Annotated in this window: 11 protein-coding genes; 10 read left to right on the forward strand and 1 reads right to left on the reverse strand. The window is 58.6% G+C overall.

Features of this window, described 5'->3' with window-relative positions; all coding sequences use genetic code 11:
• Nucleotides 1-22 precede the first annotated feature (22 nt).
• The 4 genes from C8D99_RS13240 to C8D99_RS13255 are packed head-to-tail and all read left to right on the forward strand — an operon-like array spanning nt 23 to nt 4,910.
• The gene (locus C8D99_RS13240; RefSeq protein ID WP_208321192.1) at nt 23-349 is read left to right on the forward strand and encodes a hypothetical protein; all 327 of its coding nucleotides are present in this window, start codon (nt 23-25) and stop codon (nt 347-349) included.
• Nucleotides 346-1,707, forward strand: a complete 1,362-nt coding sequence (locus tag C8D99_RS13245) for a TldD/PmbA family protein (RefSeq protein ID WP_133958981.1) — start codon at nt 346-348, stop codon at nt 1,705-1,707. Before C8D99_RS13240 ends, C8D99_RS13245 begins: the two co-directional genes overlap by 4 nt.
• Before the next feature lies 1 nt (nt 1,708).
• Nucleotides 1,709-4,186, forward strand: coding sequence for an FtsK/SpoIIIE family DNA translocase (locus tag C8D99_RS13250; RefSeq protein WP_133958982.1), 2,478 nt, complete (start codon nt 1,709-1,711; stop codon nt 4,184-4,186).
• Nucleotides 4,179-4,910, forward strand: a complete 732-nt coding sequence (locus C8D99_RS13255) for a thiamine diphosphokinase (RefSeq protein ID WP_208321193.1) — start codon at nt 4,179-4,181, stop codon at nt 4,908-4,910. Before C8D99_RS13250 ends, C8D99_RS13255 begins: the two co-directional genes overlap by 8 nt.
• On the opposite strand, the gene rpmB is transcribed toward C8D99_RS13255, so the two are convergent.
• Entirely contained in the window at nt 4,911-5,105 is a 195-nt protein-coding gene (rpmB, locus tag C8D99_RS13260; RefSeq protein ID WP_133958984.1) for a 50S ribosomal protein L28, read from the reverse strand. It lies immediately after the preceding gene.
• Nucleotides 5,106-5,485: 380 nt separating this feature from the next.
• On the opposite strand from rpmB, the gene xseB reads away from it, so the two are divergent.
• Genes xseB through C8D99_RS13290 form a run of 6 tightly spaced genes read left to right on the forward strand, consistent with a single transcriptional unit; the run spans nt 5,486 to nt 11,889 of the window.
• A complete protein-coding gene (xseB, locus tag C8D99_RS13265; protein WP_133958985.1) occupies nt 5,486-5,713 on the forward strand; it encodes an exodeoxyribonuclease VII small subunit in 228 nt (75 codons plus the stop codon).
• Nucleotides 5,710-6,612 (forward strand): polyprenyl synthetase family protein, encoded by a 903-nt coding sequence (locus C8D99_RS13270; RefSeq protein ID WP_133958986.1) that lies wholly within the window; start codon nt 5,710-5,712, stop codon nt 6,610-6,612. The genes xseB and C8D99_RS13270 overlap by 4 nt, the downstream gene beginning before the upstream one ends.
• A 1-nt stretch (nt 6,613) precedes the next feature.
• Nucleotides 6,614-8,518 carry a 1-deoxy-D-xylulose-5-phosphate synthase gene (gene dxs / locus C8D99_RS13275; protein ID WP_133958987.1) on the forward strand — a complete coding sequence of 635 codons (1,905 nt, stop codon included), beginning with the start codon at nt 6,614-6,616 and terminating at the stop codon, nt 8,516-8,518.
• Complete coding sequence (locus C8D99_RS13280; protein WP_243833948.1) at nt 8,472-9,290, forward strand: TlyA family RNA methyltransferase; 819 nt, start codon at nt 8,472-8,474, stop codon at nt 9,288-9,290. Before dxs ends, C8D99_RS13280 begins: the two co-directional genes overlap by 47 nt.
• A gap of 3 nt (nt 9,291-9,293) precedes the next feature.
• Nucleotides 9,294-10,175, forward strand: coding sequence for an NAD(+)/NADH kinase (locus C8D99_RS13285; RefSeq protein WP_133958988.1), 882 nt, complete (start codon nt 9,294-9,296; stop codon nt 10,173-10,175).
• 7 nt (nt 10,176-10,182) lie between these two features.
• Nucleotides 10,183-11,889: an AAA family ATPase gene (locus C8D99_RS13290; protein WP_133958989.1), complete on the forward strand. Its 1,707-nt coding sequence runs from the start codon at nt 10,183-10,185 to the stop codon at nt 11,887-11,889.
• The last annotated feature ends 87 nt before the right edge of the window (nt 11,890-11,976 follow it).

Below are 11,976 nucleotides of genomic sequence, written 5' to 3' on the forward strand. Positions count from 1 at the left end.
GAGAAAGGACATTGCTCCGGACATGGGACGGATGCTGCTCGTCCTTCCCAGGGATTCCATCGTGCTTTTCAGCTGGACCGTTTCCGAATACGACGGCCTCGGATTCGTTACAACGGAAAACGGGAAAAGAGGCGGAGAAAAAGAATCCTGCCGGGAGAATTCGGACGGGAACGGCGCACAGGGCGTTGTCTCCCTTTTCTTCCCTTCGGAGAAGCGGCAGGACGTGTTAGAATTGATTAATGCCCTGAAATCAGAAGGGATGAGCCTGGAGCTTCTTCGGGAGGAGGAGCCCTGTTCGTTCGATTGGGCAAAAACAGAAGACTACCCGGAGGAATTCGATTTGATATGAGTGTCAACGCCAGGCTGGGAAAAGCTCTGAAGTCCCTCCTTGCAGAAGGTGCGGATTTCGCGGATCTTTATTTTGAGACATCATCGTCCCATTCCTTCGTGTACGAGGAAGGGGCCTTCGAGGAAATTTCCTCTTCAAGTTCAGAGGGGACAGGCGCCAGGGTGGTCAGGGGAGAATCCACCTCCCACGTCCATGCACCGGGTGTAGGCACTGCCCTGGGATTTTCGTGCCTTGAAAGGTCTGCCGCGAACAACGGTCTCGTTCTGCCTCCCTTCGGCGGAATCGATGTCCGGGTGATCGGTGTGGAAAGAACGCCGGCTCCGCCGGACATCTCCTTTTTCAGGGATGTGGACGGAAGGATCAGAAGCGGTTCCATGTGGGTGAAGCAGGTTTCCATGCATCTTGAGACGGCATGCAGGAGTTTTGCCGTGTTCAACAGCGAGGATATCTTCGCGGGAGACAGGAGACAGTACACCCTCTTCAGCGTGGAAGTGGTGGTGGAGAAGGGAGGAGTGCTGCAGACAGGCTACGAATCAGAGGCCCTTTCCCTGGGGAGCACAGATTTTTTCCGGAAGATTTCCCCCCTGAAAGTTGCAGAAAGTGCCCTGGCACGGGCGCTGCTCATGCTTGACGCGCCTGAATGCCCTGCGGGGGCCATGCCTGTCCTCCTCTCCGGCGAGGCGGGAGGGACCATGGTGCATGAAGCCTGCGGACATGGCCTTGAAGCGGATATCATACAGAAGGACTTTTCTGTCTACAGGGGCAAAATCGGGCAGGCTGCGGCGAGCCCCCTGGTGACCCTTGTTGATGACGGTTCGCTTCCCGGGCTTCTGGGAAGCGGTGCCTGCGACGACGAGGGAACACCCTGCCGACGGAACGTTCTCATAGAAAAAGGCGTACTGAAAAGCTACCTCACCGACAGGACATCGGCCCGGAAGGACGGGCTTCCCCTGACGGGCAACGGCAGGAGGAGCTCTTTCCGTTCCATTCCCCAGCCCCGAATGACGAACACGTATATCGAGCCCGGCGAAACTTCTCCGGAGGAGATGCTCAGGGGCATGAAAAAGGGCCTTTTCGTGCGGAAGATGGGGGGAGGAGAAGTGGATCCCACCTCAGGCGATTTTGTTTTTCATGTCACCGAAGGATATCTTGTACGGGACGGACGGATAGTCCATCCCGTCCGCGGGGCCGTTCTCACGGGCAACGGTCCGGACGTTCTCTTCCAGATCGAGGCGGTGGGGAACGATCTCCACTTTTTGCCGGGGATGTGCGGAAAATCGGGACAGAGCGTTCCTGTTTCCGACGGCCAGCCTTCCCTGCTGCTCCAAAGCATGGTGATAGGGGGCTCGGGAGCCTGATATGAGTTTTTTCCGTAATAAAGATGCAGCCGGCGAGCGCAGATCGTCCAGGGGAAAAAGAAAAAGAAGCGGCGGAGGCATCCTTTCCCTCTGGGTCGAAGTGTTTGCCTTTCTCGTTCTCGCTTTTCTGCTCTATGTGCTCGCATCGATTTTTTCACTCCGGACGGGAGCCTGGGGAGAGCAGATCCGCTTTTCCCTGCTGAGAAACTGGGGAGGAGCGGTCATCATCCCCGTTCTTTTCGGGGGATACCTCTGCGTTTCCTACCTCCTGAAGACGGGAGCAAAGGGTATTATCCGTCAGTTCCTGGGTACGGCCCTCCTGTTTTTCTGCTCGGCCCTCCTCTTCGGACTCTTCAGGATGGCTGCGGTATTCCAGGGAGTGACCGTTCTGTCTCCTGGATACCTTGGCGACGGCCTCGCCATTTTCTTCACCCGCAACATCGGGTCGCTGGGCACCCTGCTTCTTGGCGCCGCGATCCTCGTTCTTTCGGCGAGTCTCTACGGATTTTTCCAGCCGGCGGCGGTGATCCGGAAGATTTCCCTGCTGGTGAAGACTATTTCGAGCGAAAAATGGAAGCGCATGCCCTTTCCCGAGGACGATGCCCCGCAGTCCTCACCCGTTCCGGCTGAGGAAGCCCCTGTCCCCGGGGTGCTTCCCGAAGAAAAACGCCCTTCCAGGCCCTGGTCATTCGCCTCTCAGGTCGGGCGGGAAGAGCCTGAGGCAGAAGAGGAACCCGGGGGAAATCCTTTGCCCGTGGCCGGCGCGGCAGAAGAAGCAGACCCTCCGGTTCGGGAAGAGCGGAAAGAGAATGAAGATCTCGCCGGCGACGACGATGATTTCTTTCTGCGAAAGCAGGGCCGTGAGGCGGAGGCATCCTTCTCCGAACCTGCCGCCGGAAACCTCCCCGAGCCTTATGCTGCCGGTGAAGGAAGGCCGGCCTATGAAGAAGAGCCGGAAGAAGAAGAAGAGGGAAAGGACCCCCATGCCCTTCCGGAGATCAAGTTCAACGAGCTGGAGGGAACGGAGAAAAAAGTGAGGGGGGCGGCTTTCCCACCTCCCCTGGACATCTTCGGGCCGAAGCAGCTTCTTGATTCCCGGGAGTCCAATGAAACGGTACAGGAGCAGGCGTCTTCCATTATCGCGACCCTCGCCGATTTCGGCGTGAGTGCCGAGATGGCCGACGTGGTCATCGGCCCCACGGTCATCCAGTTCCAGATGCAGCTTGCTCCCGGAATAAAAGTCAGCAAGGTGGCCGGACTGAGCAACGACCTGGCGGTGGCCCTGACCGTTCCCTCTCTGCGGATTGAAGCGCCCATACCGGGAAAACCCTACGTGGGAGTGGAGATACCCAACCCGAAGAGGCGCGGAATTTCCATCCGCACAATCCTGGAATCCCAGATATTCCAGGACAACGAGTATGACCTGCCCCTTCCCATGGGAGTGAGGGTGGATTCCCGCCCCCTCGTGGTGGGTCTCGAGGATCTTCCTCATCTTCTTGTGGCAGGAACGACGGGTTCGGGAAAAAGCGTCTTCGTGACGAGCTGCATCACCGGGCTCTGTTCATACCGCTCCCCGGAAGAGCTCCGGCTTATCCTGATCGACCCTAAGAGAGTGGAAATGAGCATGTACGAAAATCTCCCCCATGTACTGGCCAAACCGGTGGTCTCACCCAAAAAGGCGGTTCAGGCCCTTGCATGGGCGGTCAGGGAGATGGAGCACCGGTACGAGATCTTCGCCCGGGCCAGGGTGAGAAACCTGAAATCCTACAACCAGTGCGTCCTGCCGAAAGCGCAGCTCCCCTACATCGTGATTGTGGTGGACGAACTTGCTGACCTCATGTTCACAGCCCAGAAGGAAGTGGAGGACTACATCTGCAGGCTTGCCCAGATGGCCAGGGCGACGGGGATTCACCTTATCCTTGCCACCCAGCGTCCTTCGGTGAATGTCATCACCGGACTCATCAAGGCGAATGTTCCCGCGAGAGTGGCCTTTACCCTGCCATCCCAGACCGACTCCCGGACCATCATTGATATTTCCGGTGCCGAGAGGCTCCTCGGGAAGGGAGACATGCTGTTCGTCAGTTCGAGATATCCGAGGCCTCTCAGGGTTCAGTCGCCGTACATCGATGACGGAAAGAGCATCGAGATAATCAACTACCTCAGGAACGTTTTCGGGGAGCCCGAATACGTGGATATCGAGGACCAGGGGGGGGATGCCCCTTCCGGAGGCGACACGTCCTACGCTGACGACCCCCTGCTCGAGGAGGCTGTGGACATCGTCCTGGACACGGGTATCGCTTCCGCGAGCAGGCTGCAGCGTCAGCTGCGGGTCGGGTTCACCAGGGCCGCACGGCTCATCGACACCATGGAGCAGATCGGCATAGTGGGTCCCCCGGAGGGGTCAAAGCCGAGAGAAATTCTCGTGGATGACGAGAGGGCAAGGGAAATGCTCCGGTCTGCCTCCGGCCAGGGTGACTGACGTGGGGGAGATCGTTCTTCCGGGCGTCCGGGCGTCCTTCTCTGACGGCGGGCCCGGAGAACCCCTGGTCATAGTCGCCGGGGGAAGGGAGCCTTCGCTGCCGTGGCTGCGGGATCTCCTGCCAGGAAAGGAGCTCTGGTGCGCCGATTCGGGGCTTGTTCCCTGCATGAAGGCGGGCTTTACGCCTTCGAGGCTTCTCGGGGACGGGGACAGCACGCCGCCTGCCCTCTGGGAGCAGGTCGCCTCCGGAGGCACAACGGCAGTCGAGTCTTACCCCGCTGACAAGGATTTTACGGATCTCCAGCTCGCCTTCTTCCGTGCAGCCGGGGAAGGGAGGCGGGAGGTTGTCGTTTCCGGCTGCTGGGGCGGGAGATTCGATCATCTCTGGTCCGCCGTCCATTCTGCTCTCTGGGCGGCTGAGAGGGGAGTCAGGGTCCTTGCTTTTGCTGATCACCTGGAGGTTCTCTTCCTGGTGTACGGCGGGGAGGAATGGGAGCTGGATGTCACGGCCGGAAGTTATTCCGTCCTTTCCCTTCTGCCTCTCGGAGGGGAATGCGGGGGAGTGTTCCTGAAAGGAGCGAAGTGGGAGCTGAAAAACGCCGGGCTCCTTCCGGGAAGGCCTTTTGCCGTAAGCAACCGGCTTGTGGATAAAGAAAAGCCCAGAATCTCCGTAAGGGAAGGGATTCTGGGCGTTTACCTCGGTTCAGGAGAAAAAGCGGGCTGATCAGACAGCCCGCTTCACTCTTCCGGCTTTGAGGCATCGTGTGCAGATCCTCATCCTGAGAGACTCGCCGCCGCCGACGTCTGCTTTCACACTCCGAAGATTGATGAGCCACCGTCTGCGGGTGTGGCGGTTGGAATGGCTTACGGCGTTCCCCGTTGCAGGGCCTCTTCCGCAGCATTCACATACTCTGGCCATGATTTCGCCCCCTTGTTGCGATATATTTCGATTAGGATTCGACCAAACGGAAGAATTCTAGCACAGAGGGGAGCAGGGAGCAAATGCTTTTCTGCAGGAAAAAGAAAGAAATAACGGGAAGAAACAAAGAAACGGTGAAAAACAGTACGGAATCCCGAAAGAACAGGGCCGCAGCCTCTGGGTCTTCCCCCGGGGCCCCGGGGCGGAAGGTGACTTTTTCTTTTCTCCAATGAACGATATACTGTAAACGGCACCAAAGCGGGCTCCGCAAAAGACGGAATGAAAGGGCCTCCCTTCCTTTTTGCGGCTGTATAATGGTGTCCGTTCTCAACCGGGTTTTTCAGCCCGTTTTCGATTATCCTTCAGGGAGGAGCGAGCATATGAAATTCAGCGAAAAAATGGCCGAGATCGAGACCATCGTCGGACGGCTTGAAAAGGAAGCCCTTCCCCTTGAAGAAGCTTTGGCGCTTTTCGAAAAGGGAGTGGCACGGATCAGGGAGTGCCAGGCCTATCTCAGGGAGGCAAAACAGAAGGTCGCTCTTCTTTCCTCCGAAGGGAAGGAAGTACTCTTTCCCGACGGGGCGGTGAAGGAGGGGGACGGGGAATGAGCAAAGGGGATTTTAAGCTTCAGTTTGACCGGGCCAGGGATTTTATTGAAAAAAGCCTGGAGGATCTGTGTTCACGCCCGGTCGCCCTAGTCCCCCCGAGACTCATGGACTCCATGGCCTATTCTCTCAGGGCGGGAGGAAAGCGGCTGAGGCCGGTCCTCTGCATAAAGGCCGGTGAGGTTTTCGGGCTCGAAAGGGAGAAGACGGTTCCTCTCGCTCTCGCTCTGGAAATGATCCATACAGCTTCGCTGATTCACGATGACCTTCCCGCTATGGACGATGATACTCTCAGGAGAGGAAAGCCCACCAATCATGTGCTTTTCGGCGACGCTCTCGCCATCCTCGCGGGGGACGCCCTCATGGCCTGGGCTTTCGAGCACCCTCTTTCCGTTCTTCCCGGCATGGGACTCCCCTCCGACAGGATCTGCAGGTCCATGCACGTCCTGGCGAACGCCCTCGGCCCGGAGGGCATCTGCGGCGGGCAGGTTCTCGATATTGACCCGCAGAGCATGGACGATTCCCCGGATTTCCCCTGGAAGGTGACCAGGCAGAAGACCGCCGTCCTTCTTCGGGCGTCCATTCTTTCTGGAGCGGTCCTTGCGGGAGCTGACGGGGATTCCCTGGAGGCCCTGGGCGCTTTCGGAGACCATCTCGGCTCCGCCTTCCAGATAGTGGATGATATCCTCGACGTCACATCCACGGCGGAAGAGCTGGGGAAAACTCCGGGAAAGGACGAGTCGCAAAACAAGCGGACCTTTGTCGCCGCATACGGCCTGCAGAAAGCCCGGGAACTTGCGGCCCGGGAGAGCAGGCTTGCTTCGGAAGCCCTTGAAGGCGTCCGGGGCGACACGGCTTTTTTCTCCGATCTCTCGGACTACCTTTGCGAACGGACGAAGTGACATGGCGATTCTTGAAATACTGAAGGACTATACGGAACTCAGGGATCTTTCCAGGGAGGACATCAGCGCTCTTGCCGGCGAACTGCGGGAGCGGATTACTTCCGTTGTGCTGAAAAACGGGGGGCACCTTGCGTCCTCCCTGGGGGCGGTTGAACTCATCCTCTCCCTTCTGCGTTCCTTTGACCCGGCGGAAGACCGCATTCTCTTCGACGTGGGGCACCAGGCCTACGCCTACAAGCTTCTCACCGGGAGGCTCGACCGGTTTGATACTCTCAGGCAGTGGGGAGGGGTCAGCGGTTTCCCGAGAAGGAGGGAAAGCTCCTTCGACCATTTTGACGCCGGGCACAGCAGCACGTCTCTCTCAGCCGCCCTGGGATTTGCCAAAGCGAGAGATGTCCTCGGGAAGAAGCACCATGTGGTGGCCGTCATCGGCGACGCTTCCCTGCTCAACGGTCTCGCCTTCGAGGCGCTGAACTATACCAGGGAATCCCGGACAAAAGTGATTTATGTCCTCAACGACAATACCATGTCCATCAGTCCAAGGGTGGGCGGCATGGCCACCCACCTGGCCCGCCTGAGTTCCAGTTCGGCCTATAACTGGCTCAAGAAGGCCATCAAGGACTCCTGTGCCTCCCTTCCCCGGGGGCAGGCTCTTGAGAATGTCCTGGGCAAGATGAAGGACCATATCAAGACCATCGTCAAGCCCGTCAACATTTTCGACGAGATGGACATCAACTATTGGGGCCCCTTCGACGGCCACAATACGGAAGAACTTGAGAACGTCTTCGAGCTGGCGAAAAAATACGACCGGCCGGTGCTTCTCCACGTGGTGACCGTCAAGGGAAAGGGCTCTGAGGAGGCGGAGAAGGATCCCACCGCTTTCCACGGGGTTTCTCCCGCCCGGCCGAAAGAACCGTGCGAAACCGGGCGAAAATCCTGGAGCGAAATTGCTGCCGGCATCGTCCTCGGCATGGCGGAAAAGGACAGCAGGATCGTCTGTCTTACGGCGGCCATGAAATGCGGGAGCAGGCTTGACGAGTTCGCCTCCCGGTTTCCTGACAGATTTTTCGATGTCGGAATAGCCGAAGGCCACATGGTGACCATGGCGGCGGGAATGGCCGCGGGGGGGCTGAAGCCGGTGGTTTTCGTCTATTCCACCTTCCTCCAGCGGGCCATGGACCAGGTGGTGCATGACGTCTGCATGCAGAATCTCCCCGTCACCTTTGCCGTGGACAGGGCAGGCCTTGTCGGCGAGGACGGCGAGACCCACCAGGGACTTTTCGACATCCCCTGGTCCAGGCCTGTCCCCAACCTTGTCATGACTGCTCCCCGGGACGAGGAAGCGCTGCGCAGCCTCTTCCTCTTCGCGGGCAAACATGAGGGGCCCGTGATGATACGCTTCCCCAGGGGTACGGCCGTTCCCTGCCTGAAAAAAGGGAACTCCCTGGTAACGCCTCCTGCCCCGGACATGCTGAAGCCTGAAATACTCGAGACGGGAAGCGAATGGGCTCTCATCGGATACGGAAAGACGGTGGAGCTTATGCTCAGGGCGAGGGAAACGGCACGGTCCCGGGGAATTTCTCCCCTTCCTGGAGTAGTTGACCTGAGATGCCTGAAACCCCTGCCCGAACATGATCTTCAGAAAATCCTGGCATCCCACTCTTTCGTTGTCGTGGCGGAGGACGGATATTCCGCCGGGGGCGCCGGGGAGGCCATCGCGGCATTGGCCAGGGGTATGGGGGAGAGAAATACAGCCGTCGTTTCAGTGACGGGGGTACCCGATATATTCGTTCCCCAGGGAACAATCAGGGAACAGGAGGAATATTGCGGCCTCACACCGGGGAAAGTGGTGAATCGTTTTGTCGAGTTCCAAAAAAGAGCGTATCGACAGGCTGCTCGTATCTAAGGGACTCGTTGAGACGAGATCGAAAGCCCAGGCCCTTCTTCTGGCCGGCAAAGTCTTTGTCGGCGGTTCCAGGGTGGACAAGACAGGCTCCCTGGTTCCGGCGGACGCCTCTATCGAAGTCCGGGACGACGGGGAAAAATGGGTCAGCAGGGGAGCGCACAAACTTCTCAGGGGACTCTCTTCGTTTTCCGTTTCGCCTGCGGATTTGGTCTGCGTTGACATCGGGGCCTCCACCGGGGGATTTACCCAGGTTCTTCTCGAAGGAGGGGCCCGGAAGGTCTACGCGGTGGACGTAGGCTATGGTCAGCTCGCCTGGTCCCTGCGGAATGACGAAAGAGTCGTGGTCATGGAAAGGACCAACGCCAGGGCGCTCACCCCGGAGAATTTCCGGGAGATCCCCGACCTCGTCGTCGCTGACGCATCCTTTATTTCCCTGAAGCTCCTGATCCCCCCGATCCGGCTGATACTCTCCCCGGGAGGGCAGGCAATTCTGCTGGTGAAACCCCAGTTCGAGGTCGGGAAAGGCCGGGTCGGAAAAGGGGGAGTTGTCCGATCGAAGGAGGACCACGTGGCGGTCCTGAAGGATATCCTCGCCTTCTGCGAGGAGAGCGGCGATTTTTATCCGGCGGGGCTGACCTTTTCTCCCATTACCGGTCCCATGGGAAATATAGAGTATCTTCTCCACGGGGTCAGGGCCGGAGGATCATGCAGACCGCTGTCTCCGGAAGAAACAGTGGAAGAAGCCCATCACTTTTTCCGGAAGGAAGGATAGGCAATGGCGGATCCCCGCATCGGAATGCTCGTCAATACGCGAAAACCGGGAGCGCTCGCAATGGCCAGGTCTCTCATCGAATGGGGGAAGGCGTCGGGAGTTTCCTTTCTTTTCCCCCCCCACGAGGCTTCGGTCCTGGGGATACAGGGAGTAGACGACGAAGAGTGGAGAAGGGCCGTTTCAATAGCCGTCGTCATCGGGGGCGACGGAACATTCCTCCGGGCGGCGAGATATGTTCTCGGTGCATCCATCTCCCTCTACGGCATCAACCTGGGGCATCTCGGCTTCCTTGCCTCGGGGAAGGCCGAGGAAGCGGAAAAGGACCTTGAAGCTATCCTGCGGGGAGAGTATTCCCTGTCCTCCCACCGGGTTCTCGAGGGAAAAATCCGCAGGGACGGAAAAAACATCCACAGCCTTTTCGCCCTGAACGACCTTGTCCTCGCCAAGGGAGCCATGGCCAGGGTGATGCACATCGAGGTGAGTCTCGGCGACAAAGTGCTCAACACGCTGCCCGCGGACGGCATCATCGTTTCCACTCCCACGGGATCCACCGCATATGCCCTTTCAGCCGGAGGACCGATTGTTCCTCCCCACATTCCCTGCATGATCATCGTTCCCATCTGCGCCCACACCCTCTATACCCGTCCGGTGCTCGCCGGTGAGAACGACGTCATTACCCTTACCCCGAAGGGAAACCACAGGGATCTGCTTCTCACCCAGGACGGGCAGCTGGGGTACGAAATCCTTCCCGGAGACAGTATACTCATCTCCCTGAACGGCGAAAAGGCCGTCAGCGTGATCACCCTGCCCACGAGGAACTACTTCGATCTTCTCCAGGAGAAACTCCAGTGGGGAAGGGGAATCGTCACCTTCGAAAAGGAGTGACCCCCCGATGATCGAGGAAGTCACCATACGAAATGTCGGCGGAGTGGCTTCGGCAACCCTCAGGTTTGACCGGGGGCTGACGGTGATCACCGGTGAAAGCGGAGCGGGGAAGAGCAGCCTCGTCCGTGCCCTGGAGCTTCTCGGCGGCAAAAGGAGCCAGTCGGCTTTCCTTCGTTCCGGCGAGGAAGAAGGATCCGTCGAGGCGGTGCTGGCGGGAGTTTCCGGCGAGCGGGCCGGCGGAGCCTTCACGGAAGAGGAAGACGGCTCCGTCCTCTTCGCCAGAAGGACTTTTTCCAGAAGCGGAAGAAACCGTACGTTCTTTCAGGACAGGGCAGTCCCTCTTTCAACCTTTTCTTCGGTCATGAACGAAGAGATGCGCATCCAGAGCCAGTTCGCCCAGATCGAGCTGCTCGATCCGAAACGGCAGATGGAAATTCTCGACTTCTGCGGAGGAGACGAAGTTTCGGCTCTCAAAGAAGCCTTGTCCCGTACCTTTACAGGTGCGCTGGAATGTGACCGGTCCCTGCGGGCTGCGAAGGCACGGGAGCAGGAAGTGAAGACCCGCTTCCAGGATGGCGAGGCGATCCTTACTGCGGCAAAGGCTCTGAAACTGGTTCCGGGGTGCGAAGGGGCATGGGAATCGCAGGTTCAGAACCTTTCCCTCCGGCTCGAGACCCTGAAAAGGATAAAGGAAAACCTTCTGAGAATAACGGGGGGAACAGCAGGACAGGGGCTTCTCGACCTGCTGGAGTCAAGCGGCCTGGATCTGCTCCGCACCATCGAAGACGATGAAGGCCGGCTCGGGAAGCTGTTCAACGAAGGGCTGGAACGGCTCCAGGTTTTCGTCAGGGAAGCGTCGAATATGACGGCGGGCCAGTCTGTCGAAGAAATGGAAAGAGAAAGGGACCTCCTCGAGAAAAGAGCAGGAATCCTGAGGAAGCTAAAAAGAGCGACGGGAACTGCCACTGCGGAAGAATTCCTGAATTGGTGCGAAGAGGCGAAAACCGCTTCAGAGTGGATGCGTGAACAGGAACGGCTTTCTTCCGAGCTCACAGAAAAGGGCAGGGCGCTCCGGAAGGAGGCGGCCCGCCTTGCGGCCGAATTGCGGGCTCTCCGCTCCGAAGCGGCCGCGAAACTGGAAAGGGAGGTCAACCTCCATCTCGCCGGCCTTGCCATGGAGGATTGCCGGTTCTCCGTCCGGCTTTCCGGACTGGAAAAAATCAGGAGCACAGGAGCTGACGATGTTTCCTTTACCCTCGCCGCAGGGGGCAGAGGAGAGACCCCGGTGAACAGAACGGCGTCAGGAGGAGAACTGAGCCGGATCCTTCTTGCCCTTCAGCTTTCTCTTCCCGAAGCATCCCTTCCTCCGACCCTGGTTTTCGATGAAGTGGAGGCGGGACTCGGCGGCAGGGCTGCCGTCCTCGCCGGCTACAAGCTCCGGGATCTCTCCCGCAGATGCCAGGTCATCCTTGTCACCCACGAGGCGACAATTGCGTCACTGGCGGAACATCACTACATGGTAAGAAAAAACGGAGAATCGGTGGAAGCCGTCAGGCTTGACGAAGATGAGCGGGCCGCGGAAATCGCCAGGATGCTCTCCGGAGATTCCGGGCTTCCGGAAGCACTCGAACACGCAAAAAAACTGCTTTCCGGAAGGCATGAGGCTGCAGGCTCCGCAGTAAACCTAAATCCGCAGGTTCGTTCCCTCAAGTAAAGGGATAACTCCCCGGACGGGGAAATGAACTGTTTTCGTTTCCCCGTTTCCTTTCTTTCTTACCCTTTTTCAGGTTTTTCAGGTCTT

Origin of the sequence: Aminivibrio pyruvatiphilus, from assembly GCF_004366815.1 — a bacterium.
Classification (GTDB): domain Bacteria; phylum Synergistota; class Synergistia; order Synergistales; family Aminobacteriaceae; genus Aminivibrio; species Aminivibrio pyruvatiphilus.